Annotated in this window: 24 protein-coding genes; 9 read left to right on the top strand and 15 right to left on the bottom strand. The window is 46.1% G+C overall.

The window, feature by feature from the left end; translation table 11 throughout:
- Window positions 1-25: 25 nt before the first annotated feature.
- Both R2Q26_RS07235 and R2Q26_RS07230 read right to left on the bottom strand, forming a co-directional pair.
- Complete coding sequence (locus R2Q26_RS07235) at window positions 26-886, bottom strand: YgcG family protein (protein ID WP_317535675.1); 861 nt, start codon at window positions 884-886, stop codon at window positions 26-28.
- Window positions 887-946: 60 nt separating this feature from the next.
- The gene (locus R2Q26_RS07230; protein ID WP_317535674.1) at window positions 947-1,552 is read right to left on the bottom strand and encodes a LemA family protein; all 606 of its coding nucleotides are present in this window, start codon (window positions 1,550-1,552) and stop codon (window positions 947-949) included.
- A 278-nt stretch (window positions 1,553-1,830) separates the two neighbouring features.
- Between R2Q26_RS07230 and R2Q26_RS07225 the strand changes: the two genes are divergently transcribed.
- From R2Q26_RS07225 to R2Q26_RS15520, 7 genes are all read left to right on the top strand, one after another.
- Window positions 1,831-2,325: a GlcG/HbpS family heme-binding protein gene (locus tag R2Q26_RS07225; RefSeq protein WP_317535673.1), complete on the top strand. Its 495-nt coding sequence runs from the start codon at window positions 1,831-1,833 to the stop codon at window positions 2,323-2,325.
- A 309-nt stretch (window positions 2,326-2,634) separates the two neighbouring features.
- Window positions 2,635-3,807 carry an FAD-dependent monooxygenase gene (locus R2Q26_RS07220; RefSeq protein ID WP_317535672.1) on the top strand — a complete coding sequence of 391 codons (1,173 nt, stop codon included), beginning with the start codon at window positions 2,635-2,637 and terminating at the stop codon, window positions 3,805-3,807.
- 109 nt (window positions 3,808-3,916) lie between these two features.
- Entirely contained in the window at window positions 3,917-4,936 is a 1,020-nt protein-coding gene (dusB, locus tag R2Q26_RS07215; protein ID WP_317535671.1) for a tRNA dihydrouridine synthase DusB, read from the top strand.
- Window positions 4,933-5,175: a helix-turn-helix domain-containing protein gene (locus R2Q26_RS07210; RefSeq protein ID WP_090565999.1), complete on the top strand. Its 243-nt coding sequence runs from the start codon at window positions 4,933-4,935 to the stop codon at window positions 5,173-5,175. Before dusB ends, R2Q26_RS07210 begins: the two co-directional genes overlap by 4 nt.
- A gap of 10 nt (window positions 5,176-5,185) precedes the next feature.
- The gene (purH, locus tag R2Q26_RS07205) at window positions 5,186-6,745 is read left to right on the top strand and encodes a bifunctional phosphoribosylaminoimidazolecarboxamide formyltransferase/IMP cyclohydrolase (RefSeq protein ID WP_317535670.1); all 1,560 of its coding nucleotides are present in this window, start codon (window positions 5,186-5,188) and stop codon (window positions 6,743-6,745) included.
- An 86-nt stretch (window positions 6,746-6,831) separates the two neighbouring features.
- Entirely contained in the window at window positions 6,832-8,136 is a 1,305-nt protein-coding gene (gene purD / locus R2Q26_RS07200; protein WP_317535669.1) for a phosphoribosylamine--glycine ligase, read from the top strand.
- Window positions 8,137-8,458: 322 nt separating this feature from the next.
- On the top strand, window positions 8,459-8,689 hold the full coding sequence (locus R2Q26_RS15520; protein ID WP_411182328.1) for a PP0621 family protein: 231 nt from the start codon (window positions 8,459-8,461) through the stop codon (window positions 8,687-8,689).
- A gap of 98 nt (window positions 8,690-8,787) precedes the next feature.
- Here the strand turns inward: R2Q26_RS15520 and R2Q26_RS07195 are convergent, their stop codons facing one another.
- On the bottom strand, window positions 8,788-9,801 hold the full coding sequence (locus R2Q26_RS07195; protein WP_317535668.1) for a COX15/CtaA family protein: 1,014 nt from the start codon (window positions 9,799-9,801) through the stop codon (window positions 8,788-8,790).
- Between the two features lie 59 nt (window positions 9,802-9,860).
- Window positions 9,861-10,304, bottom strand: coding sequence for an SsrA-binding protein SmpB (smpB, locus tag R2Q26_RS07190; RefSeq protein ID WP_317535667.1), 444 nt, complete (start codon window positions 10,302-10,304; stop codon window positions 9,861-9,863).
- A gap of 103 nt (window positions 10,305-10,407) precedes the next feature.
- On the opposite strand from smpB, the gene R2Q26_RS07185 reads away from it, so the two are divergent.
- Together R2Q26_RS07185 and R2Q26_RS07180 are read left to right on the top strand one after the other, a co-directional pair.
- A complete protein-coding gene (locus tag R2Q26_RS07185; protein WP_317535666.1) occupies window positions 10,408-10,869 on the top strand; it encodes a type II toxin-antitoxin system RatA family toxin in 462 nt (153 codons plus the stop codon).
- Window positions 10,853-11,152, top strand: a complete 300-nt coding sequence (locus tag R2Q26_RS07180) for an RnfH family protein (protein WP_317535665.1) — start codon at window positions 10,853-10,855, stop codon at window positions 11,150-11,152. Before R2Q26_RS07185 ends, R2Q26_RS07180 begins: the two co-directional genes overlap by 17 nt.
- A 433-nt stretch (window positions 11,153-11,585) precedes the next feature.
- On the opposite strand, the gene qatD is transcribed toward R2Q26_RS07180, so the two are convergent.
- From qatD to R2Q26_RS07125, 11 genes are all read right to left on the bottom strand, one after another.
- On the bottom strand, window positions 11,586-12,344 hold the full coding sequence (qatD, locus tag R2Q26_RS07175) for a Qat anti-phage system TatD family nuclease QatD (protein ID WP_317535664.1): 759 nt from the start codon (window positions 12,342-12,344) through the stop codon (window positions 11,586-11,588).
- Window positions 12,345-12,357: 13 nt separating this feature from the next.
- Entirely contained in the window at window positions 12,358-13,725 is a 1,368-nt protein-coding gene (gene qatC, locus R2Q26_RS07170; RefSeq protein WP_317535663.1) for a Qat anti-phage system QueC-like protein QatC, read from the bottom strand.
- The gene (gene qatB, locus R2Q26_RS07165; protein WP_317535662.1) at window positions 13,722-14,606 is read right to left on the bottom strand and encodes a Qat anti-phage system associated protein QatB; all 885 of its coding nucleotides are present in this window, start codon (window positions 14,604-14,606) and stop codon (window positions 13,722-13,724) included. The genes qatC and qatB overlap by 4 nt, the downstream gene beginning before the upstream one ends.
- Window positions 14,606-16,549, bottom strand: coding sequence for a Qat anti-phage system ATPase QatA (gene qatA, locus R2Q26_RS07160; RefSeq protein WP_317535661.1), 1,944 nt, complete (start codon window positions 16,547-16,549; stop codon window positions 14,606-14,608). Before qatA ends, qatB begins: the two co-directional genes overlap by 1 nt.
- A 186-nt stretch (window positions 16,550-16,735) precedes the next feature.
- Window positions 16,736-18,295 (bottom strand): glutamine-hydrolyzing GMP synthase, encoded by a 1,560-nt coding sequence (gene guaA / locus R2Q26_RS07155; protein ID WP_317535660.1) that lies wholly within the window; start codon window positions 18,293-18,295, stop codon window positions 16,736-16,738.
- Between the two features lie 14 nt (window positions 18,296-18,309).
- On the bottom strand, window positions 18,310-19,773 hold the full coding sequence (guaB, locus tag R2Q26_RS07150) for an IMP dehydrogenase (RefSeq protein WP_317535659.1): 1,464 nt from the start codon (window positions 19,771-19,773) through the stop codon (window positions 18,310-18,312).
- 135 nt (window positions 19,774-19,908) lie between these two features.
- Window positions 19,909-20,991 carry an ADP-ribosylglycohydrolase family protein gene (locus R2Q26_RS07145; protein ID WP_317535658.1) on the bottom strand — a complete coding sequence of 361 codons (1,083 nt, stop codon included), beginning with the start codon at window positions 20,989-20,991 and terminating at the stop codon, window positions 19,909-19,911.
- Between the two features lie 20 nt (window positions 20,992-21,011).
- Entirely contained in the window at window positions 21,012-22,061 is a 1,050-nt protein-coding gene (locus R2Q26_RS07140) for a class I fructose-bisphosphate aldolase (RefSeq protein ID WP_317535657.1), read from the bottom strand.
- 143 nt (window positions 22,062-22,204) lie between these two features.
- A complete protein-coding gene (locus R2Q26_RS07135; protein WP_317535656.1) occupies window positions 22,205-22,969 on the bottom strand; it encodes a DUF3025 domain-containing protein in 765 nt (254 codons plus the stop codon).
- Window positions 22,966-24,231, bottom strand: coding sequence for an MFS transporter (locus R2Q26_RS07130; RefSeq protein WP_317535655.1), 1,266 nt, complete (start codon window positions 24,229-24,231; stop codon window positions 22,966-22,968). The genes R2Q26_RS07135 and R2Q26_RS07130 overlap by 4 nt, the downstream gene beginning before the upstream one ends.
- Window positions 24,232-24,736: 505 nt before the next feature.
- Window positions 24,737-24,973 (bottom strand): transposase (locus R2Q26_RS07125; protein WP_317535654.1); only part of this gene is annotated, 237 nt, incomplete at its 5' end.

Raw genomic sequence — 24,973 nt, 5'->3', positions numbered from 1 at the left:
GTCTGATTATCCGCAGAAAATTCATTTACCATCTCCCCGAAGCACCACCACCACCAAAACTGCCACCTCCCCCGCGGAATCCGCCTCCTCCAAAACTGCCACCGCCGGGCCAGCTACTGCGTCCGCTGCGGTAAACACCTCGATTTGTGCTCTCAAATAAGCTGATAATAAAAATAACAATTGCAATAAAAATAGCGATTGCCAACGAGGAAAAAATCAACCATACGATTGAACCAGCAATAGTTCCTGCTACGGTAGCACCAATCAGGCGCCCAAACATAACCTGCAATATTCTGCCAAGTACGAGAAATAGCAGCAAAATAGGAATAATGTTATCCAGAATAATACTTGGACCACTTGATACGTCTGTGTCACGCCTGATAGCAGGTGAAGGCAGCGGTTCACCCTCGATGATTTTTAAAATATGTTCAATACCTGCCCGGAGCCCGCTGGCAAAATCTTCTTCCCTAAACGCTGGTACGATGATCTCATCGATAATTCGCTTTGCTACAGCATCTGGTAACACACCTTCCAATCCATAGCCCACTTCGATTCGCAGCGCTCTATCATTTTTGGCAACAAGAAGAAGGACAGCATCATCCACTCCTTTGCGCCCAAGCTTCCAGGCCTCAACCACACGCATCGAGTATTGTTCGATAGTTTCGGGTTGTGTCGTTGGTACGATCAATATGGCCACTTGAACCCCTTTTTTAATTTCATAATCTGCCAACTTTTGCTCCAGTTGAGCAATTTCACTCTTTGATAGCGTGTGGGTTAAATCGGTTACGCGAGTTTTAAGTGGGGGGATCGCTACTTCGGCCAAAGAAAGCGTAGCGAAAATACACAATATGACCATCATCAGTAACTTAGCACTGACTCCAGTCATTCCGTGAAATATCATGTTATCTTGTCTTGCTGTGATTTAAGAAACTTAATAATGCTCTTACTACTTGGCTTGCGCAGGTACATTAAAATCAACCTTTGGTGCAATGGAGATTTCTTTTTCATTTTCAACCATAAAATTGGGTTTTACCTGAAAATCAAATAGCATTGCTGTTAGGTTGCTCGGAAACGAACGCACGGTCACGTTGTATTCCTGAACTGCCTTAATATAACGATTACGAGCTACAGTTATGCGATTCTCCGTGCCTTCCAATTGTGCCTGCAAGTCACGGAAATTAACATTAGATTTGAGTTGCGGATAGTTCTCTACCACAACCAGTAAACGTGCGAGCGCACTCGATAATTCTGCCTGAGCACTCTGAAATTTTGCAAAGGCTTCAGGATTCTCGATCAATTCCGGTGTAGCTTGGATACCACTCACTTTCGAGCGAGCATTGGTCACACCCAGCAACACCTCTTTTTCCTGGGCAGCATAACCTTTTACCGTATTGACCAAATTTGGGATCAGATCCGCCCGACGCTGATATTGATTGATTACCTCAGACCAACTTGCTTTAACCTGTTCATCCATTGATTGCAACGTATTGTATCCGCAGCCACTTAGAGCCAGCATATAGAGCATTATCAGGTAAAATAGCAGCTTCTGCATAATCATCTCCTAAGCAAAAAGGATACAAAACGGATAAAAATAATTTAAAAATTATACTGACCCGAGATTGATATAACTCGACAAAAATACATTTGGGATAAGAGACTATCTTACTTGATCCATCAGATAAATTTTCTTAATATCCAATGGTACAATGCCACCAATATCGATATTATCGTTCTGATAATAACTTATTAATATATAAACAAATTTTTAATGCTTTCAAGTTTTAAACTTTACGATATTTATAATTAAATAAAAATCTTCTTGAAAATACTATGTATAAAATAAATTTATCATTGTTATTTTTATTGCTGTTTAGCGTATTTTCTATTACTACACATGCAACCCAAATACAAAAACCTTTCTTACCTTTATCATTAGCAAATAAAATAGTAGCAGCAGCGGTACAACAATGTGAGCAAAATGGTTTTCAAGTTTCCGTAGCAGTTGTTGATCAAAGTGGTGTAATACGAGCACAAGTAAGAATGGATGGTGCTGGTGCACATACTATTGAAAGCAGTTTTCGCAAGGCTTATACTTCTGCTAGCCTGAAATTATCAACGCTGAAAATAGCACAGATTGCTGCCAAGGATCCCGAATTACAAGGCTTGCATCATATGGCCAATAATATTCTTCTATTAGGTGGTGGTTTACCAATCAAAATCAACGGTGAAGTAGTTGGGGGAATTGGTGTGGGCGGTGCACCGGGTGAACATCGTGACGAAGTCTGTGCAGAGGCAGGTCTAAAAAGTATTGAAGAAAATAAATAATCTTGCTGTTTGCTGGAAAATTATTTGTTTTTTAAAAAGCTTACATGATGGCTAGCTTCAATAATCCATCGTGATGAGTGACCCATGTTTTACACTTGTCACCAAAATTAGTGACAAGCCATATAAAAAAACTACAACTGTCAATTGGTTTATTTCAACCACTCAATACAAGTTATTTCTCTCTATTTATTACCTGTGTTATCCTCGCAGGTTTAGCTTAAAATTAGATTATAAATAAAGCACTAAATTGTTCTGCAAGCGCTACTCCAAAATAATTACTTATGAAATCTCTCTTAATTTGCTATATCCATGGTTACTGATCACTTTGACGTTATCATCGTAGGTGGCGGACCGGTTGGCATGGCGCTAGCCATTAGCTTGCATGAAAGGGAGATATCAAGTTTGCTGCTGGAGGCTCAAGGACTACCTGAACAAGTTAAGGATCCTCGCCCATTAGCACTTTCTTATGGAAGTCATCTGATTTTGCAAAGATTAGGTGTCTGGTCAACATTACCACAAATAACTCCCATCACGACTATACATATTTCCAATCGCGATCACTTTGGCCGCACGGTATTGACTTCAAAAGATGCGGGCGTACCGACATTAGGATATGTGGTGAATTACTATGATTTGTATCGATCTATGCATCAACTGCTGCAAATCCATAGCGCAAATTATCGAGTTGGTGCAACGGTAACAACAATAAAAACGACTCCCAAGCAAGCGCAGGTCGAATACCAACACGCTGGAGAAAATAAGCAAGCCATTGCAAAGCTGCTCGTGTTAGCGGATGGGGGACGTCTAGCGACACAAATTGAAGGTATTAATTACCACACACATAAATATCACCAGTGGGCGATCGTTGCTAATATCCAGACATCTGTTCCTCAAAACGGAATAGCGTATGAACGCTTCACCTCGGAGGGACCAATAGCTTTACTTCCATCAGGCGACGGTTTTGCACTGGTATGGACTGTTCCATTTGCAACAGCTGAGGCAATACTGAGTTTAGATGACAACACTTTCCTTACTCAGCTCCATCACCATTTTGGCGATCGATTAGGAGAATTTATTAGCACTGGAAAACGCTCAGGATTTCCTCTCGCACTCACGTATGCTTCACCTACCATAGCTTTAAGAATAGCTCTTGTGGGTAATGCTGCTCAAACTCTGCATCCAGTTGCTGGGCAAGGCTTTAATCTGGGGTTACGTGATGCTTGGGAGTTGGCTAATGAAATTGTTCAGTCTTCAGCGCTAACTTCTGAAATAGGATCATCCCGAATGCTCAGAACGTATGCTAATAAGCGTCAGGTAGATAGAGATGCAGGAAAATTATTTACCCATTCTCTAGCAAAAATATTTGTAAGCGATCTCCCTCTCTTACAGACTTTCTGTGGTATGGGGCTGAGTGTATTGGATTGTTTACCACCCCTAAAACGTTTTGTCGCACGGCGCATGATATTTGGCGCAAGAGGCTAATTTGTCGGATAATATTATGACCTGCTGTTTTTCAATCTTTTGCTTTTAAAAAAGCTAGCAGAATTAGTATTAATTTCTAATTATTCCTGTATCGAATTTGAGTCACACCATGCAAATTGGTCCTTATGCTCTCAAGAACAAGCTGATTGTTGCACCAATGGCTGGCGTGACAGATCGTCCTTTTCGGCAGCTTTGTAAGCACATGGGTGCTGGCATGGCAGTATCGGAAATGGTATCAAGCAATTCTCTATTATGGGGATCAGAAAAAACTCGCCGACGCGCGAGCCATGAGGGTGAAGTGGCGCCTATTTCTGTACAGATTGCTGGAGCTGACCCTAAAATGATGGCTGATGCAGCCCGCTACAATGTTGATCAAGGCGCGCAGATCATCGATATCAACATGGGTTGTCCTGCCAAGAAAATCTGTAATGTCATGGCAGGTTCTGCATTATTGCAGAATGAAACATTGGTTGGAAAAATTCTTGATGCCGTTACCCATGCTGTTGATATTCCAGTAACCTTAAAAATACGTACTGGCTGGGACACACAACATAAAAATGCTGTGACCGTAGCGCGTATTGCCGAAAATGCTGGAATACAAGCATTGGCTATTCATGGCCGTACACGTGCTTGTGCTTATCGGGGTGAGGCTGAATATGACACCATAGCAGAAGTAAAAGCTTCTACTAAGAAGATACCGATTATTGCCAACGGTGATATCACGACACCAGAGAAAGCTAAACAGGTGATTGATTATACCGGTGCAGATGCTGTCATGATCGGTCGTGCTGCGCAAGGAAGGCCATGGATTTTTCGAGAAATCGATTATTATTTTAGGACGGGTAAATACCTGCCACCGCCAGAAGTTGCCGAAATTCACCAGGTGCTGATTAGTCATCTCCATGATCTTTACAATTTTTATGGAGAATATTCGGGCGTACGTATCGCCCGTAAACATATATCCTGGTATACCAAAGGGCTTATCGGTTCTGCTGCCTTTCGACACACCATGAATCAGTTACAAACAACGGATGAGCAACTAGCAGCAACTAATACTTTTTTCTATCAACTTGCTAATTATGGACAAAGACTCACTTATATCGAGGATGAGGTAATAACGGGTGTATGAGTACCTTCAATGAAAATGAAATTGCCTGCTGTATACGTAAATCAATTGAAATCTATCTCAAGGATTTGGATGGGGAGAGACCTTGTTCAATCTATGAAATGGTCATCCGGAGCGTGGAAAAGCCATTATTTGAATTGGCTATGAATTATGCTGAAGGAAATCAAACAAAAGCAGCGGAGCTCCTTGGTATCAATCGAAATACACTCCGTAATAAATTAGCTAAACACCGAATCAAATAAATTTTGTGAAATGATAATAAAACAAGCGTTAATCAGCGTTTCAAATAAAACAGGCATTGTTGAGCTGGCTAAGAAACTACATCAATTTGGAATCAATATTATTTCTTCTGGAGGCACTGCTAAGTTACTGCAAGAAGCAGGCATAGCTGTGACAGAAGTTAGTGAGTACACAAATTTTCCTGAAATGCTTGATGGGCGAGTAAAAACACTACATCCTAAAATTCACGCTGGTATTTTGGCTAGAATGGATCTGCCCGAGCATCAGCAAGCCATACAAAGAGCTGGAATACCTCCTATTGAATTAGTTATTGTCAATTTATACCCATTTGTTGAGACTATCGCACGCGCTGACTGTACGCTTGATGAAGCAATTGAAAATATTGATATCGGTGGACCCACCTTAATTCGAGCAGCTGCAAAAAATTATCAGCATGTTACAGTCATTACTGATCCGGAGGATTACCCAGTTTTATTGGCTGAAATCGAATCAGGTAATGGTGCAGTAGCATTAACGCGCCGTTTTCAGTTTGCACAAAAGGCCTTTTCACATACTGCTCATTATGATAGCGCTATCAGTAACTACCTCACATCAATTGACTCCAATAAACAACGACGGTTATTTCCAGATTGTCTCAATCTTAATTTCAGTATCATTCAATCTTTGCGCTATGGTGAAAACCCGCACCAGGAAGCTGCTTTTTATCGTGATGCTATAAATCTACCTGGAAGTCTGGCAAACTATACACAGTTACAAGGTAAAGAATTATCTTATAACAATATTGCGGATACAGATGCAGCTTGGGAATGTGTAAAAACCTTTGATCATCCTGCTTGTGTCATTGTCAAACATGCCAATCCATGCGGAGTTGCCATTGCTGATACTCCCCTCGCCGCTTATAAACTAGCCTTTGCAACTGATCCAACCTCCGCATTTGGAGGTATTATTGCCTTTAACCGCTCCGTCGATGTTGAATTAGCCAAGGCAATTTCGCAGCAGTTTGTAGAAGTCATTATTGCACCTGAAATTTCACTTGAAGCTAGCAGTATCCTAAATCAAAAGCCTAATGTGCGTGTACTAACGGTACCATTACAGATACAGCCCAACCGCTATGAATTAAAACGGGTAGGCGGGGGATTATTGGTACAGACACCGGATAGCCTTAATATCACAGAAAATCAGTTAAAAGTAGTTTCCAAAGCCCAGCCGACACGACAACAAATTGAAGATTGCCTATTTGCCTGGCGTGTCGCAAAATTTGTCAAATCTAATGCCATCGTATTTTGTGCCCAAGGGCAAACACTAGGTATTGGCGCAGGCCAAATGAGTCGAATAGATAGCGCCCGCATCGCTTCAATTAAAGCTAGTCAAGCTGGGCTGAGTTTAGTTGATTCTGTTGTTGCCTCAGATGCCTTTTTTCCTTTCCGAGATGGATTGGATGTTGTCGTTCAGGCAGGTGCTAGAGCCGTTATTCAACCAGGGGGCAGTATTCGAGATGAAGAAGTAATTCAAGCAGCTGATGAACACGGTATCGTGATGATCTGTACAGGGGTGCGGCATTTCAGGCACTAAATGGGAATATCCTAAAATTACACCTCAAACCCCCCCTTACTTTTTCCCAATTTTTTAATATTCATTAAGTTGCTATTTCTTAGAATATGAATTTACTCGTAATCGGAAGCGGCGGTAGAGAGCATGCATTGGCCTGGAAATTGAGTCAATCTTCACGTATCCGCAAAGTTTATGTCGCACCAGGCAATGCAGGTACTGCACTCGAACCAGGACTAGAGAATATTCCTTTCACTGCAATATCCGATCTTGTGGCATTTGCTCAGAAAGAAAAAATTGCATTAACTGTCGTTGGCCCCGAATCTCCTTTAGCTGATGGTATTGTCGATGTTTTCGATGCTGCAGGTCTTAAAATCTTTGGGCCAACTAAAAAGGCTGCGCAACTAGAAGCATCAAAGACCTTTGCTAAAGCGTTCATGCAACGCCACGGTATTCCAACCGCTGCATCTGCAAGCTTTGACAACCCATCTGAAGCGCATCATTATATTGAACAGAAAGAAGGCCCAATTGTAATCAAAGCGGATGGTCTGGCAGCAGGAAAAGGTGTTGTAATTGCAATGACACTCGCAGACGCCCATGAAGCAATTGATACTATGTTGATAGAAAATAAATTGGGTGAAGCAGGCGCTCGAATCCTAATTGAAGATTATCTTGAGGGGGAAGAAGCCAGCTTTATTGTTATGTCGGATGGTCGAAATGTGTTACCTCTTGCTACCAGTCAGGATCACAAACGTTTGCTAGATAACGATAAAGGGCCAAATACAGGCGGCATGGGCGCTTATTCACCTGCTCAAATAGTATCCCCCACGCTACATGCTAAGATTATGCGTGAAATTATCACACCGACCATACAAGGGATGGCACGTGATGGCGAGCTCTACACCGGATTTCTTTATGCTGGATTAATGATTACTCCAAAGGGAGAAGTTAAGGTGCTGGAATTTAACTGTCGTTTGGGTGATCCAGAAACACAACCTATTATGCTGCGATTGAAAAGTGATCTCACTATATTACTGGAACACGCAATGAATAGAACACTGGACAAGGTTGAAATTGAATGGGATCGGCGTGCAGCATTGGGTGTTGTTATGGCTGCCGAAGGGTATCCAGGTGAACCACGAAAAAATGATGCGATCACTGGTTTAGCTGAAATAATGATCAATCAATCATCTACAGATGATTTTCATATATTTCATTCAGGTACTGTGTTTGGTAATCAAGGTAAGAATGAAATCTTAACAGCTGGAGGACGCATACTGTGCGTAACTGCGTTAGGTGAAAATATCAAACTGGCTCATCAACGTGCTTACGATATCGCAAGCAAAATTCATTTTAAAGGATGCCAGATGAGGCATGATATCGGCTATAAAGGAATAGGAAATCACGACAAATAAAAAAGCCCCAATTTACGCTTAGCGTTGAGTACATTTTATACAAGCAGTTCCATTTTCAGGCACCGCAGTTGCCCCATTCATTTTTAACACCTCCTCACAATTCTTACTTCTTCCTCCCTTAAAAATCGATGAATCATAAATAGTGATAGTCGTCAAATCGTCTAATTGATTATGAACCAATCTTTTTTACATAATTTTGCCTGAGTTAGTAAACTAATTTTACATCCTGCAGTCTGCTCGGCATAAAGTTTCTAATTTAATTTAATATAATTAAAATTTGTGATAGTTGAAATCAACATATCTTTATATGTAAGGATAGATTGTGATAGCTAAATGGGTAATCTTGATTATTGTTGTACTTTTAATTTATTGGGGCCTTAGAAATCTTCAACGAGCAAAAAAGCAATCTACGAAATCAAAAAATGAAATCGAAGATATGGTTTGTTGCGCACATTGTGGCTTACATATTCCAAGAAGTGAAAGTATTACTGCAAATAAAAAATATTTTTGCAGCATCGATCACCAGCAATTATATTTAAAATCATCACAATAGCTTTACAGTTCTCCTGGGCTTATTTTTCTATTATCAGATTTTTTAGTATGTTCATTATTCCTTGATATATCGAAGCCCAATCACCTGAATCAGATAATCTAAGACAATTTACGATTAACCCAGAGTGCCGCAGTAAACAATAGTATAGCACCCGCCTGATGAGCTGCAGCTAAAGGTAATGGCACGACTAATAATAACGTGGTAATTCCTAAGCTAATTTGTATTATCAACACCATCAAAAAAAGATGACATGCCAATTGTTGAGAGCAGGAAAGTGAGTATTTTCTTGCTTTAAACCAGAAAATAGGCACAAGAAATGCTAATAACCATGCGATCATGCGATGATCAAACTGCACAGTTGTCATGTTCTCAAAGAAATTACGATACCATGGTTCCAATACGAATAAGTCTGGTGGAATTAAGAAACCGTTCATTAGAGGGAAGGTATTGTAAGCTAAGCCAGCATGAATCCCAGCAACGAGACCACCTGACAATACCATAATAAATATAAGCGTTGTAATTAAAAAAGAAAATCGACGCAAACCATGCAATCCTACCCCATTATTCTGGCGATTTTCCCCAGATGACAATAACCCTGTTGCTACCCAGAACATGGCTGCATAAATAATGAAGGCAAGCCCCAAGTGAGCGGTTAGACGATATTGGCTGACATAAATATTATTCACTAAACCGCTCATCACCATATACCAGCCCATTAGGCCTTGCAGGCCACCTAATACAAAAATACCCAGTAATTTGAGACCGAGTATACGATCAACTTGCTTACGGATAACAAAATAAATAAAAGGAACAAAATACACTAGCCCTATAGCACGCCCTAATAAGCGATGAAAATATTCCCACCAGAAGATTCCCTTGAATTCTTCCAATGTCATCCCCTTATTAACTTCTTCGTATTGCGGGATTTGGCGATATTTTTCAAAAAGTACTGCCCAGTCTTCCTGGTTAAGTGGTGGAATCGCGCCAATGAGAGGTTGCCACTCGACAATGGACAATCCCGAACCGGTGAGACGAGTCACACCTCCAACAACTACCATGGCAAATATAAGAGCGCAACAAATAAATAACCAAATCGCAATGGGTTTTTGCATAATGACTAAATCAAAAATTGTTTAAATTCAGTGTGTGCTAGATAGAACAAAGAAAAATATTAGCGGGCGCGTAGCAAACGTTGTTTTGCACGCTCCCATTCTTTACGTTTCTCAGTTTCCCGTTTATCGTATTGTTTTTTACCTTTGGCAAGACCTATTTCAACTTTAATTCTACCTGCTTTATAATGCATATCGAGAGGTACCAGTGTGTATCCAGCACGCTCAACTTTACCAATTAGTCGTCCTATCTCCTCTGCATGGAGTAGTAGTTTGCGCGTACGTACTGGATCAGGATTAATGTGGGTTGAAGCTGTAGGCAAAGGACTCACGTGACTACCAATAAGATATAATTCACCATTGCGAATGATAACATAGGCTTCTTTTAATTGAATTCGTCCCGCACGAATCGCTTTGACTTCCCAACCTTCCAGTACAATACCTGCTTCGTATTTTTCCTCGATAAAATAATCATGGAACGCTTTTTTATTTTGAGCAATACTCATCTGGAAATATGACAGGAATAAAGGCAATAACTCTAAAATTTTTATATTAGTTTATCAGTTTTTCCAGCTTCGGCTCAGATGAAAACAAAAGGTTAACAATCTTATGGCAGAAATAGAAAAATCAGTACTAGTTGGCTACTCAGCGTGCCAAATGTTTAACTTGGTTGACACCGTTGAAAATTATCCAAAATTTCTGCCTTGGTGTGATGGCGCATCGGTTAAGCTTCAAAGTGACGAAATTGCGCATGCAACCGTCCATATTAATTATCATCACATCAAGCATAGCTTTACCACAGAAAATAAACGTCAACCACCAGGACCGACCGACATGACTCCTGGGCAGATCAAAATGAATTTATTAGATGGACCGTTTGAGCATCTGGATGGCCTATGGCGCTTTATTCCTTTATCGGAGAATGCTTGCAAAATAGAATTTCACCTGCATTATACATTCTCTCACAAGCTGTTAGAGAAACTGGTAGGACCCGTGTTTTATGTTATTGCTAATAGTTTAGTAGAAGCTTTCGTAGAACGCGCTGAAGCAATTTATGGATCACGCGACTGAACATATCGAGGTAGAAGTGGCATATGCACTTCCACAATGTCAGTTTCTTAAACGTTTTCATGTTCCCAGCGGCACAACGATCGAACAGGCCATTACCTTATCTGGAATAAGAGAGATATTTACAGAAATTGATTTGGAAAAGCAAAAAATGGGTATTTTCAGTAAACTCACCCAACCAGGGACTATTTTACAAAATGGCGATCGAGTAGAAATCTATCGCCCTCTTCTGCTTGATCCAAAAGAAAAAAGAAGAATACGCTTAAAAGAAAAGCTCAAAAAATGAAATTATTAGTCTCAATAAAATCAAGCAAGTGGTATCAGTTATCAAAATAAAATTGTAATTTTTTTCTTATTCTATTTCTAAATCAAATCTGACTTTGTCGGCTTCTCTTTGCCGTATTACTTATACTGTCTGCGGCTCGCTCTTGCGTCAGTTATATTCGATTTGGAAATGGAATTACTCCCATTCATCAATAGGCCGTCCCAACCCGCATGGTTAAAGAGGATGGCTGTGATCGACATGGGGCCTTACCGTCGCTTTTACCGTCAGCCACGCAGAGCTTTGACTGGCGCTGGCGATAGAGCGATTTGCGGGGCGACGACAGCGATACCATAGTAATCGCAGTCATGCATATCGAAGTTGAGCCCAGCATACTCACTCTTTCCAGATCTTCTGATAGCCTAACGTAGCGAGCAACCACCTCTTAAGAAAACAGTCATCCCTGTCCACTCACCAAGCTCCGTAGGTTGTCGCGAACAGTGGTGGCGATTTGCTCAGCCGACACTTGATGCAACTGACCAAGTTCCTCGACAACCAATGCAACATCGGACGGTTTCGAGTGTCTGTCGTCCGTTCGCGTGAACGGTCCGTCCGTCTCTGTAAGCAACCTGTCTAATGGAATCGCCTGAACCATCAACGCATGCCGCTCGTTATTCAACATGGCTGTATTGATCGAAAAGTAACAGCCCAATTCCAGGGCTCGCTTGGCCTCGCTCCTCGTTCCCGTGAACCAGTGGAGAACGATCTTGCCCTTGTCGGAGGGTAGGAAAGCTTCAAGGTGATCCAGAACTGCTTTTACCGACCTAACGCTGTGGACCGTGATGATCTTATCGCCTGCTTCAGCGCAGCGCTGCAGGACATGCTGAAATACCCGCTTCTGAGCTTCCAATGACTTGAAAAAACGTGGGCCAGCGTCAAGGCCAACTTCACCGATGTAGCGCGCCTCGGGCAGATAACGATCCCACAGATCAAGTTCACACTCCCGCTCGGCAACCAACTGCGGATGCAGTCCCAGCGCCGCCCGCACATGCTTCGTACGCTGTGCCAGCTCGTGGTTCCGGGGCCATGCCTGCGGCGTTGTCGTCACCGCCAGCGTGAATACGCCAGCCTCCTCGGCCTGCTGCACCGCAGCCGGGAAATCGGGATAGAGATCGAGGTGGCAGTGGAGGTCCACAAGACCGGCTGTGGCAATCATGCTCGCCTCCTCGTCAACTCGGTCTCGCCTCGACGCCATCGATCAGGTGCGCAACTTCACCAAGGCCACGCCGGTAGACATCGGCGAGTTCATCGAGGTGTGCGACTTCGTCGGCGAGGGAGCCCGGCTTGTGGATCAGAAGGTTTGCAAGCTGCGGTTTCCCGCGCAGACGCTCGATCGCATACTGGAAAGATCTGACCTGCTTTCCCGTCGATTCACGCGTGTCCAATGGCTGTGCGCGGAGGTCTGGCACGGTGTATATCGTCGCATCGTTTCCAATCCCCCAAGCCGCCACCAGCGCAGCGCGGCGAATCAGGCATGGCAAGCAATATCCGCAGTGCTCGATGCCGAGTCCCTGCCATCGGCCCTTGGTCGGGGATGAGCACGACAACGAGTCCGTCGCCAACTTCTTCAACAGCGCAAGGTTTCGGCAGCCTGCGGCCATCTCGCCCTTCGTCTTGTTCCAGTAGGGATTCTGAATTTCGCCGTCTATGCCGAGTGCACCGAGCAGGTCGTTCCACCTTGCTATGTAGTACGGATGCGTCGTGCGGGTGCTGTTGGAACCCAACCGCAGAGGGTCCAAGGGAACATTCAGAGCGATGAATCCGTTCTCAGGGACGCGCAGGATGAAGCGGCGCCCCAGCCCAGTACCGGCGAACACCCCGAGCGCAAAGAACAGGAATGACCTGCCGCGCGTGCTGTTCTCCGAACCGACGCGTTCTACAAGGCCTTTCTTGAAGGTCATGCCGACACGCAGCCGCTCAAAGGACGACTTATCGAAGTGCTTCTTCAAACCCGCGAACAACTTGCCCTGCGCGTCGCTGGTCGCGCCTTCGCCAAAATGGCTAACCAACAACGGCGTGGCGCCCTCTTCCAGCAGGTTTATGGCGCCGATCAGACTGTCCAGTCCCCCTGAGAACAGGCTGAGGAAATCGAAAGATGGAGCAATCAGGCTTGGAAGCGCTTCCTGGGCGATCGTCGCGAACCGTGCCGGACGCGCCCTGAACCCGATCGTCCAGCGATCGCCCGTCAAGAAGTCCAGCGATTTTTTCAGCGTCGGCGCTGCAGCCTCCCAGCGAGCCGAGTCGCTGACCGGAACGACCAGGCGTATCTCGCGCGTCCACGAGTCCTGCGACTGCTCGGCGCGAGAAAGGCGTGTGTCCGCCGCATGGACATGAGCAGCAAGCACCAGCAGGTCGATGCCAATCTCCGAGGGGAACACGCCGATCTTCTTCAGGCTGGTCAGCGCTCCACCGATGCCATGATTCAAGGACTTCTCGCCAGCGACGAGTTGCAAGTAAGTCCTCTGTTCATCGGCGCCAGCCGCAACATCGAAGCGGTCGTCAGGGCCGAAGCGGCCCGCCAGGAGTTGTCGCTTCATTGGTTGGCCTCCGCATCCCCCAGGATCTGCAAGATCGCAAATGTCGACTCGTACACAGCGTCCACGAAGCTTTGAATACGCTCGGGCGCGAGGTTCGGTGACTCCGTCCGGGCCCTCGTCAGCGCATCGCTCACCCCGCCACGGATAAAGTCGCGCAACTGCTGTTCAACGCGGTACGCAGCTTGGGCATCTGCCGGCATGGTGACTGCCTTAGTACCGATGTCATTGCATATCCGCGCTTCGATCGCGTGAGTGGCGTACAGTTCGAAGACCGTCTGCATCTGATCCGGCGTAAAGGTGATCAGATCGGTGAGCCCTTCGCTTGCCAGCTCAATGATAGTCTCGATGTATGCCTCGCGGGCGATGCCTTCATCAACAGTACCTGCGCCCGGGCAAATGTAGTCGGCCAAGCCCACAAAAATCTCGGCGATCGGACGACCGGCCAAAGATTCCAAGTCCAGCGTGCGCAACGCCTCGCGCACGCCCCTCGCTTGCGCGTCGGCCAGAAAGCCGAAAAACCGCGCGCCGGCTCCGCGAGAGGCGCCCATGCGTTGGGCAGCCTGGCGCGCGCCGCCGGCAGATCTGGAGACGTATCTTGAGATGGCACGGCCCAGGCTGGACCGGTCGCTGCCGCCAGAACCGGCGAATCGCGTGAAGCTGTTGCGCGCGCCTGAAAAGCGTTGCGGGTCCGCTGTTTTAGGAATGGGCGGACGGTTCGTCGGCACCGGCGGCGCAGCGCCATCCGCAGGAGGCTGGCCGTCCGGCCCTGCGCCCGTATCCGCAGAGGCAGGAGAAGCGTCACCGTCATCGGCCCCGCCCAGCCATGACGGAACAAGCGGTGTTCCGCCGCCAGGACCGCCGTAAGCCGTCGAGGTTCCCATCAACGTCCTCCCTTCACGTCCTTGAGAGCCGCTTCGGCGCTTGCCTTGAGGCCAGGGTTATTGGTCACTTTGCTCCAATCTCCCAGCAGCTTTGTCAGGCGAGCGGCGCATTCGGTATCTTTGATGACCCCCTGCCAGCCACTAACAGCCCAGGGACCGCACTTGCAGCTCGGCAGTGCCTCCAAGAAGTCCATCAACCGGCTCTGCAGGCCGGGCTGCGCCTTCACGAGGACTACGAGGCCTTCGACACCCGCCGGCTTAGTGTCGAAGGTGCCCGTGCTGATGATCTTGGTCCGCACGGCCTCGAATACTTTTTCCGCTTCGGGCTGGACGAGCTGCTTCAACTCGGCTTCATAGCCTTGGACGGTCATCTTGCCGCCGAACAGCTTTTCCACCACACCGGCTAGGTGACCCAGCACCGACACCGGGCCGAAGTAGTCCTTCTTGTCCTTCGTCACGAACAAGTAGGGTCGCAGATCGAGCCCCGACAGCTTCGGCGACAGGCGCGTCCAGTCGCACACCGTCTCCAGCGACTTCCACTCTGCCAACACGGCGTTGTCGGATGCGGGTGCCGGATCGGCGGCCTTCTGCCCTTTCCGCTCACCGGCCTGAGACTCCTTACCATCAGCCGTCGCCAAACCCTGTTCCAGCGCTTCGAGGTCTTCGCACAATCCCTGTGGATGGACCGCTGCCACGAACGCGATTTGCTCGAACAACCTTGGTATGAAGCGTTCCGCGAGCATGAGCTTCGCGAGCACGGGCAGCTTGATGTCGTCGCCGAATCCGCGTGCGGTCGCAGTGCGCTCGCGCAACAGCAGTGTGTTGAGGAAGCGTTTGATCTGACGCGGGTTGCCCTTCGCGCCGCTCGCCAGGATGGGACCGATTTGGTCGCTGAGTGCGAGCGCGTTGTTCGCCTTCTCGGCCTGCTTGCCGAGCGCCGCTTTGACGGTCGCGGCGTCCAGACCGCCGCTGGTCCAAGGACGTTTCAGCTTCTCCCGCGCCACGGCGATCAGCTTCGCGTAATCCGCGTTGTCCTCGCCGATTTCGGCGCCAGTCAGCAACAACGTGACGTAGATCCGCGTCTCGGTCTCCCCCAGGGCTGGGATGCGAAACGGAACCTGGATGAGCTTTTCAAGGTAGTTGCGGGCGTAATCCCGCGGTCCGGTACTGTCGGGCAGATCGGGAAAGTGCTTGCGCACCGCATATTCGATCATAGCTTCGTCAGCCGCGACAACGAATGCGGTTCGAGCGGTAAATACGAACAGTCTAATCGCCTCGAGTGTCTCGATGGCCGTATCAGGTAAGCAGCGATCTAGGTCATCGATCAAGACGATGAGTTGCTTGATGCCCGCATCTTTCAGGAGTTGGTCGAACGCTTTCCGGAAGGCTTCCACCTCCTCAGGTACGTTCTTGGTCTCGCTGGGCTTCAGTACGGCTTTTACCTCGTCGATAGCCGCCGAGAGGTTCTCCCTTGTGGCGAGTTTGGCTGGATCTCCCAACACCCCTTCGAGCGAGCCGATGATGGCACCCACCTGCTCAGGTGTCGGAATCCCGGTGAAGGCCGTGACAGCTAAACCCCCTGCTCGCTTGGCAACCTTCAGCCAGTTGATGCGATGGAACACATCCTTGACGGCTTCTGCAACCTTGGTTGGCACCGGACACCTCTCGACCAAGCCAGTGACAATTCCTTCAATCAGGGCGATCTTCGCGTCCTCGAAGCCTTGGAAGCGCCATCCGTTGAACTTGAGGCACAGCACCTCATCCTTGCCGGCAAACCCAGCCTCGATCATTTCGAGCACACTGGACTTGCCCGCACCCCAATCGCCATGCACGCCAATCGTTATCGGGTGATCTGGTTTCGCATACAGCAGGCCAATGATCGTGGTCGCAATGGCTTCGTTGTTCAACAGATCGACTTTGGTCTCATTGTCGGTCAGGATCATTGCTCCCCCTTACGCGTTAGAACCCGCTTCGGCCTACGGCCTCAGCATCGCCGCCGCACCAACACAGTCGCACAAACGGCCGTCATCCAGGGTATTGAGCTCGGCAACATCAATCACGCACACCGACGGTGACCAGCGCCAAACCCTGCCCGCAATAGCTGGTGATAATCCTAAAAAAACCCGATATCACTCCCACTCAATCGTCGCAGGTGGTTTGCCAGAGATATCATATACAACCCGATTGATGCCACGCACCTCATTAATAATTCGGTTAGAAACCTTGCCTAGCAATGTATAAGGTAATTCTGCCCAGTGAGCGGTCATGAAATCCTGAGTTTGGATGGCACGCAATGCGATTACATACTCATAGCTCCGACCATCACCCATTACGCCTACTGACTTTATCGGTAAAAATACAGCAAAGGCCTGAGAGGTTCGTTCATACCAGCCGGAAGCTTTGAGTTCCTCGATAAAAATCGCATCTGCCTGGCGTAAAAGATCGGCATATTCATGTTTTACTTCCCCTAAAATTCTGACTCCCAGTCCAGGTCCAGGAAAGGGGTGACGAAAGACCATATCATGAGGTAGACCCAGTACTAAACCTAGTTCACGAACTTCATCCTTAAATAGTTCACGCAGGGGCTCGAGTAATTTAAGGTGCAGCGTGTCAGGGAGACCGCCTACATTATGATGAGATTTGATCGTATGGGCTTTCTTGGTTTGACTGCCCGCAGATTCAATAACATCAGGATAAATAGTGCCTTGCGCTAACCATTTGGCATCGGTAATTTTTTCTGATTCACGCTGGAATACCTCGACAAATTCCCGACCTATAATACGGCGCTTTTTCTCAGGATCAGTAACACCCTGTAATTGCTCCAAGAATTGCCTGCTTGCATCAATGTGAATTACCTTCACATTGAGATTCTTGGTAAATACTTCCATAACCTGCTCAGCTTCATGCTGACGTAATAAACCGTTATCTACAAATACACAGGTAAGTTGATCACCAATTGCCCGATGGATAAGTACAGCCGCAACAGAAGAATCCACACCGCCTGACAAACCCAGGATTACTTTGTCCTTGCCAATCTTAGCTTGAATTCTGCTAATCGATTCTTCGACATAATCTGGCATATTCCAATCATAACCAGCTGCGCAAATGTTATGAACGAATTGCTTAATAATAACCTTACCTTGCAAGGTATGCGTTACTTCCGGATGAAATTGTAGACCGTAAAATTGTCGCACCTCATCGGCCATCGCTGCAATTGGTGTTGCAGCGTTACTCGCAATGATGCTAAAGCTGGGAGGCAATCCAACCACGTTATCGCCATGACTCATCCATACATCGAGAACCGCTTGCCCTTCTGGACTTGTACGATCATAAATTTCATCAAAGAGTTTACAATTCTGCAGATATAATTCGGCATAGCCAAATTCACGCTTCTTAGCGCTTTCTACATTTCCGCCCAACTGAGCAGCCATTACCTGCATTCCATAGCAGATACCCAACACCGGAACGCCCAGCTCGAAAACGATTTGTGGCGCACGCGGCGTGTCTTCAATAAAGGCAGAAGCAGGTCCACCTGACAGAATAATGCCTATGGGAGAAAAATCTTTAATAAACTGAGGTGTGACATCATAGGGATGTAGCTCACAATAAACATTAGTTTCTCGAATACGACGAGCAATTAACTGAGTATATTGGGAACCAAAATCCAGAATAAGAATTTTCTGGTGCATAAAGAGATCTGCTTTTATTCGACCTGATAATTAGGTGCTTGTTTGGTAATCTGCACATCATGAACGTGAGATTCACGTATGCCAGCCGAGGTAATTTCAATAAACTCTGCTTTAGCATGGATTTCTTCAATAGTACTACAGCCCAGATAACCCATACTCGAACGCACTCCTCCCACTAACTGTTGAATGACAGAGGTAATCGGCCCTTTATAGGGAACGCGTCCCTCCACTCCTTCTGGAACCAGTTTATTTGTATCTTGAAGCTCACTATCCTGAAAATAGCGATCACTTGACCCTTGCTGCATGGCAGAAAGTGAACCCATGCCACGATAGCTCTTATATGATCTTCCTTGAAATAATTCAATTTCACCGGGTGCTTCTTCCGTGCCAGCAAATAATCCACCTAACATAACAGTGCTCGCTCCCGCTGCAATCGCCTTGGCGATATCGCCTGAATAACGGATACCACCATCTGCTATTGCCGGCACGCCTGTTCCTTCCAATGCTCTAGCCACGTTCTCGATAGCTGTGATCTGTGGCACGCCCACTCCTGCAACAATTCTAGTGGTACAGATCGAGCCAGGACCAATACCAACTTTCACTGCATCCGCTCCGCTATCGACCAGCGCTTTGGCTGCCGCCGCTGTAGCAATATTACCCCCAATAACCTGGATTTTAGGAAAATGGTTTTTAACCCACCGTACATGGTCAAGCACGCTCTGCGAATGCCCATGCGCAGTATCGACCACCAAAACATCCACTCCAGCTTCTATGAGTGCTTCTGCTCGTTCATAACTCCCCTCACCGACTCCTATTGCTGCACCTACCCGCAACCGTTCTTGATCATCTTTGCTGGCATTAGGGTGCTCTGTTGTTTTAGTAATGTCTTTGACGGTAATCAGTCCACGTAACTCAAACTCATCGTTAATCACCAAAACTCTTTCCAACCGATGCTTGTGTAGCAAAGCCAAGACTTCTTCACGGGGAGCGCCTTCTTTTACTGTTACTAAGCGTTTCTTAGGCGTCATAATATTTTTGATCAGTTGATCCAGATTAGTTTCAAATCGGAGATCACGGTTAGTCACAATACCCACGACTTTGGAACCTTCAACGACAGGCAATCCAGATATCCTGTGTTGTTGAATTAACTCAAGCACTCCTCGCACTGTCATATTGGGAGGGATTGTTATAGGATCTGTCACCACACCGCTTTCAAAGCGTTTGACTTTAGAAACCTGTTCAGCTTGCATTTTTATCGGCATATTCTTATGAATAAAGCCAATGCCTCCTTCCTGAGCCATAGCAATAGCCAATCGTGCTTCGGTAACAGTATCCATGGCTGCTGACACCAGTGGAATCTTGAGTGTAATATTGCGGGTGAGGCGTGTAGTTAAATCTACATTTCGAGGTAGAACTGCTGAATGAGCAGGAATGAGTAAAACATCATCAAAGGTAAGAGCTTTCTGAATCAGTCGCATGTTAACGATCCTTTGCAAAGCGATATTATAACGAAACCACGCAGAAATATTACAGAGAGTTCATAACTGCAATAATTGATTGGCCGACTTATGTTTCTGTACTAAATGGCCAAGCAGTCATTATCGTCACGTATTTCAGAGCTCTCTTACTTTTGAAGCCAGCTCTTCAGCCAACTTTAGAAGACCAGCGCCTTCTTCAAGCCCATCAAAAAAGCGCTGGGGAATTCCGGATAAACCGGTTTGTGCACCGGTGAGTGCCCCAGTGAGAATCGCGCGCGCTTGATTTTGTCCTCCACCATTAATCGCATGGAGCACGGCTGATTCAAAATCATTGTGAAACCGGGCTGCCAAGTAGTAAGCAGCCGGTAACTGATGATAGATAGCGCACGGCATACCATAGACAATCGATACTTTCCATGCCGGCTCTATCTGAATTTCTGAATCTGTTACAGCTGCCGCCATATAAGAAGGTGTAAGCAATGCATCTGGGGAAGCAAAGCGACCGGCACGCGAGGGATCGGGGTCACCAAGGCGTGGGGGCCGCAAATCACCGCGTGTTACCGCATGAAAAGGCAATTTGCCATCTTTTACCAATTCCATGAGCTTCCCTGACAACCCGGCGTCAAGAGTATGTCCTTGAACTAAAAGAGCCAACACTGCACCATAGGCCACCGTCATTGAAACAACAGTATGGTCACTCTGGGTCAGCATGGTATTATTGGTGATGGCTGCAGCAAGCTGATCTGGCTGGAACGCGTAACGAACTGCTATCACCAGTGTGCGCTCAATCGCCTCGGTAGTATCTGCATGACTACCGGTTTGTCCCCACGGTAGTTTCTGCTGCACGCGACGTCTCCATGCTTCACGAATCGATTGACTGGTGTAGCCCCCAGGTCCGCTCACGGGTGTGCCATCGAGCAGCGGAAAAAGTTCTTCATCCATCCGCCGGCAGAAGTCGTCTTCATTATATCCACCACACTCAACGAGCGAACGAAGAGTAAGCGCCAGAATGAATCCCGCTTGGGATAACTGACCAGCTTTGCATCCAGCATGATAACGATCAGGTTTGGGGTCAGTATAGCCGTCAATCCAGTCACCATAATCGCGACGAAGTTCGTTGAGATCGTAGTACCAATGGGGACCCAGACCTAGCGCATCACCAATGAATGCACCCATGATGGCCCCCATGGCACGATCCTGAATATTGTTAGCAGGCATGTCTTATCCCTTAAAACCTCTTAGGCAATAGTCACTTCTTTGGAAAGATACACATCCTGGATGGCATTCAATAATTTGACACCTTCATCAAAAGGCTTCTGGAAAGCCTTGCGCCCAGAAATAAGCCCCATCCCGCCCGCTCGTTTATTTATTACCGCGGTACGCACTGCCTGATGCAAATCATCCTTGCCAGATTCTCCACCTGAATTAATCATCCCGACACGTCCCATATAGCAGTTTGCTACTTGATAACGCACCAGATCGATGGGATGATCGCTGGTGAGTTCACTGTACACTTTGGCATTCGTTTTACCGAACTTAAGCGCTGTGAAGCCACCATTATTTTCTGCCATTTTCTGCTTAACGATATCTGCTTCGATCGTAACGGCAAGATGATTAGCTTGACCTGTCAGATCAGCACTAACGTGATAATCCTTTTCTGCAGTCTTGAAAGCAGCATTGCGCGTATAAGCCCAGAGGATCGTTATCATCCCAAGATCATGCGCATGAGCGAATGCCTCGGAAATTTCCTGTATCTGTCGACGCGATTCCTCGGAACCAAAGAATACTGTCGCCCCAACTGCACATGCCCCCATGTCAAATGCCTGATCTACACTGGCAAACAAAGTTTGATCGTACTTATTAGGGTAAGTCAGTAATTCGTTGTGATTGATTTTAAGAATGAACGGAATTTTATGCGCATAACGACGTGCCACCATTCCCAATACACCCAGCGTGGAAGCAACGCCATTACAGCCACCTTCAATCGCCAGCCTGACGATATTTTCCGGATCGAAGAACATAGGATTGGGCGCAAACGAAGCGCCTCCTGAATGCTCCACACCCTGATCGACTGGTAAAAGCGATAAATAACCTGTTCCTGCCAAGCGACCATGATTGAATAAAGCCTGAAGATTCCGTAACACACCAGGTTTGCGATCACTACCTACCACTATTCGATCGACAAAATCAGGCCCAGGAACATGTAATCCTGCCTTAGGAATACCCTGACATACATAATTGAGAAGTTTATCTGCTTCATCTCCTAATAATCCGGCAATATCTGTCATTTCAACCTCCTTTATAAGTTCTCAAGAAGAATCATTACAAGGCATATTCAAGAAAAACCGCTTGATCTTGATGCTTTTTTCATCTTTCGCTGACGAAAATAACTCTGGTTATCATAGTAAGATGAATCGGTATTCTCTGGTGATCAGCCTGGGTACCCTAATACAGGTACGGGCACTAGATCAGCCGATGTCAAGTATTCCCGTGTTAAATAATCTTCCAGCCAAATATCAATCATGGCAATCTGATCAATCAGACGCTGATTAAAGAAAGTTTCACTCACATGAAAGAGGATACCTTTTCCTGTCATACCGAGATAAGGATGCAGTGCTTTTTCATACAACCCATGACCAAACAGAAAAAATTTCATTTGCACCAGCATAGCAGTACGTTGCTGCCAGAACAAAGTTTTCCATGCAAAATTTTTCAATAGTTCAATCAAATAGTCGTTACTACTGACGACGATTACCCCAGATTCATCAATGAGTGTGGCAGCATCACGCAACGGACTACGCACTTCCTGATTATGCTCCCTTTCCTCTAACAAGGCGTGGTAATGCAACTGATTTAATGCTGCTTTAGCACGGGGGTAAGTTAGCCAAACCAGCGCATTGAATAGATCATGCCAACTATGTGCGCGGGTATGTATTTCTCCTGTTAGATAGATCCTAGGCTCATATTGTTGCACGAATTCGCACTTAGCTTTAGCTTGGGGAACAAAGCGTATCTGTTTGCCAGATTTTGTCGCAATTACTCTAAGTTGATCTGTATTCAATTGATTCAGGCTTTCAATCTCCGGCCAATGATCAAGTTTTTCGAATAATTTCCCTGCTTCACGCAGCGGCTCGAACATAGGTGAGGTTTGCAGAAAACCTGAGACCCACTCATTTGAATAAGAACGAACCATCATTCCTGATAACTATCGACTTTAACTGCCAGTAAAATACTGAGTATGGTTGCAATAGCAGCGATCACTCCCACCGAATCATAATGCGTCAACACACCATTCGCTGAAATTCCCATGATAGAACCCGCAAGCAACGAAGCCAAACCTGCTGACAACTGTTGAACCGATATATTGAAACTTAAAAAACTGCCCCGCAAACGAGGCGTCACGCTTGCAGTCACCAACGCCATGGCAGGAACAAACCGACCAGAAACCAGCATCATGAATAATGTTGTAATCCCGACTGCAAAGACTGTCGGTACCGGTGATAAATGCGTCAGTAGCAGAATGGGGAAAACAGAAAGTGCGGCAGTCACACCAAATATTTTTCTTTTGCCGTGAAGGTCAGCAAGCTTCCCAAGAATGCGTGCCGCAAAAAATGTTGCCAGTCCGCCAAAAAAATAAAGATAAGGCAAATCGATTTCTGCCATACCCACATTGATCACCATATAGGTGCTAATGAAAGGACTCACAGAAAATCCAGCGAACATCAGCATTGCAATTAAAGCAAAAGCATAGAGATGATTCCGCACCCAAAAGATTGTGCGCAACTGCCGGAACGGGTGACGCTCCTGATAATGAATCAGATGACCACAAAGAGACGGAAGTATTCGTAATGCAACGAAAATTATCAAGCTGCTTACAGCTGTCAGAAGAAAAAACGGTGCGCGCCAATCGATCAGATTAACAAGCAACATCCCTACTGGCATGCCTACCACTGCCACCATTGAGAAAGCAGACATGACAGTACCTGTCGCTACCCCCCGCCGATGCTCCGGAATGATATCTGCAACAACCGCAAAGATAATGGCACTCAGCATCCCGCTAAAACCACCTGCCACAATACGTCCTAGTAGGAGCGTTGTGTAATCTGTTGCCAGCGCACAGATCAGTGTGGCGATCCCCATACCTGCACAAAGAAAAATCAATACGTGCTTACGATCAAACCGATCAATAACAAACGAAGCAAAGAAACTGCAGACACCCGCACTGAATGCATAGGCTGAAATCAGCGTACTGAATTGTTGCGGCGTAAAATCGAACAACTTCATGAATTGCGGGCCCAAAGGCAGCATCATCATGAAATCCATGATATGAATGAAATGCACACTGGCCAACACAGTGAGAATAGGACGTTCTTGTAAAGGTACCTGATGCGGGATGACACCACATTCAATTAGATCGGAGCTACTGCCTGCCTGGAGAATATCTTCAGTTCTATTCATTTAATTTATTAATCAATAAATAAGGTAATCCCTCGGCTATGCCGGGGGATTATTAAAGGTTTGACCGTGTGATACGGTCACCCTAATTTTTTTAGCTTGATCAAGAGCTAGGAGAATCAAATGAGAGATTATCAGAATTTGGTGCATACGACATGGGACTGTAAGTATCATGTTGACCACGTCAAAACGACCATCAATATGGAATAGGAAGTTACAGTTATTGCCTTCTTAAAATCTTAGTTGAGGTTTTTAAGTTAATACTGCTTTAAGCAAAAACTGGTTATTTTGTTGATCGATCAATAGCCAGTTTGACTAAATAACTGGCTTTATATACATTTCATTTCAACGAAAAATTGTATTTTTATATTATATGAGACCTTTGCAAAACTCCCTATTTTCTGAGGGAAGTCTGTAATTTCATATTTTTCATAAACAACTGGACAATATTTTTGCGAATTACTTCCAATTCTTCCGGGAAATGATTGCTTTAGCGCATTTTATTTGTTCAAAAGGCACATTTCTCCTGTGAGAGTCGTGAAAATAGGCTATTGACATACAATTTTGGTAGTCTTTTTAGGTTGTATGCCATGGCTTGCAAAATATGCCAGGCATGTGCTTTGGCTAGACCACGGTATCGCAGGATTTTGACTCCAAACCAGCGCGCTTGACTGCCAAAGGTACGCTCTACCACATAACGGACTTTCGTGATCAAGCGATTGCGTTGTAATTGTCGCTGTGTTAG

This window comes from Nitrosomonas sp. Is37 (assembly GCF_033063275.1).
Lineage (GTDB): Bacteria > Pseudomonadota > Gammaproteobacteria > Burkholderiales > Nitrosomonadaceae > Nitrosomonas.
The sequence above is the reverse complement of the archived record's forward strand: the minus strand, read 5'-3'. Positions and strand labels throughout refer to the sequence as shown.

What these genes read in the sequence shown, in the direction of transcription:
- R2Q26_RS07235 (WP_317535675.1), bottom strand. Translation starts at nt 886, where the DNA reads ATGACTGGAGTCAGTGCTAAGTTACTGATGATGGTCATATTGTGTATT.
- R2Q26_RS07230 (WP_317535674.1), bottom strand. Translation starts at nt 1,552, where the DNA reads ATGCAGAAGCTGCTATTTTACCTGATAATGCTCTATATGCTGGCTCTA.
- R2Q26_RS07225 (WP_317535673.1), top strand. Translation starts at nt 1,831, where the DNA reads ATGTATAAAATAAATTTATCATTGTTATTTTTATTGCTGTTTAGCGTA.
- R2Q26_RS07220 (WP_317535672.1), top strand. Translation starts at nt 2,635, where the DNA reads ATGGTTACTGATCACTTTGACGTTATCATCGTAGGTGGCGGACCGGTT.
- dusB (WP_317535671.1), top strand. Translation starts at nt 3,917, where the DNA reads ATGCAAATTGGTCCTTATGCTCTCAAGAACAAGCTGATTGTTGCACCA.
- R2Q26_RS07210 (WP_090565999.1), top strand. Translation starts at nt 4,933, where the DNA reads ATGAGTACCTTCAATGAAAATGAAATTGCCTGCTGTATACGTAAATCA.
- purH (WP_317535670.1), top strand. Translation starts at nt 5,186, where the DNA reads ATGATAATAAAACAAGCGTTAATCAGCGTTTCAAATAAAACAGGCATT.
- purD (WP_317535669.1), top strand. Translation starts at nt 6,832, where the DNA reads ATGAATTTACTCGTAATCGGAAGCGGCGGTAGAGAGCATGCATTGGCC.
- R2Q26_RS07195 (WP_317535668.1), bottom strand. Translation starts at nt 9,801, where the DNA reads ATGCAAAAACCCATTGCGATTTGGTTATTTATTTGTTGCGCTCTTATA.
- smpB (WP_317535667.1), bottom strand. Translation starts at nt 10,304, where the DNA reads ATGAGTATTGCTCAAAATAAAAAAGCGTTCCATGATTATTTTATCGAG.
- R2Q26_RS07185 (WP_317535666.1), top strand. Translation starts at nt 10,408, where the DNA reads ATGGCAGAAATAGAAAAATCAGTACTAGTTGGCTACTCAGCGTGCCAA.
- R2Q26_RS07180 (WP_317535665.1), top strand. Translation starts at nt 10,853, where the DNA reads ATGGATCACGCGACTGAACATATCGAGGTAGAAGTGGCATATGCACTT.
- qatD (WP_317535664.1), bottom strand. Translation starts at nt 12,344, where the DNA reads ATGATTGCCACAGCCGGTCTTGTGGACCTCCACTGCCACCTCGATCTC.
- qatC (WP_317535663.1), bottom strand. Translation starts at nt 13,725, where the DNA reads ATGAAGCGACAACTCCTGGCGGGCCGCTTCGGCCCTGACGACCGCTTC.
- qatB (WP_317535662.1), bottom strand. Translation starts at nt 14,606, where the DNA reads ATGGGAACCTCGACGGCTTACGGCGGTCCTGGCGGCGGAACACCGCTT.
- qatA (WP_317535661.1), bottom strand. Translation starts at nt 16,549, where the DNA reads ATGATCCTGACCGACAATGAGACCAAAGTCGATCTGTTGAACAACGAA.
- guaA (WP_317535660.1), bottom strand. Translation starts at nt 18,295, where the DNA reads ATGCACCAGAAAATTCTTATTCTGGATTTTGGTTCCCAATATACTCAG.
- guaB (WP_317535659.1), bottom strand. Translation starts at nt 19,773, where the DNA reads ATGCGACTGATTCAGAAAGCTCTTACCTTTGATGATGTTTTACTCATT.
- R2Q26_RS07145 (WP_317535658.1), bottom strand. Translation starts at nt 20,991, where the DNA reads ATGCCTGCTAACAATATTCAGGATCGTGCCATGGGGGCCATCATGGGT.
- R2Q26_RS07140 (WP_317535657.1), bottom strand. Translation starts at nt 22,061, where the DNA reads ATGACAGATATTGCCGGATTATTAGGAGATGAAGCAGATAAACTTCTC.
- R2Q26_RS07135 (WP_317535656.1), bottom strand. Translation starts at nt 22,969, where the DNA reads ATGATGGTTCGTTCTTATTCAAATGAGTGGGTCTCAGGTTTTCTGCAA.
- R2Q26_RS07130 (WP_317535655.1), bottom strand. Translation starts at nt 24,231, where the DNA reads ATGAATAGAACTGAAGATATTCTCCAGGCAGGCAGTAGCTCCGATCTA.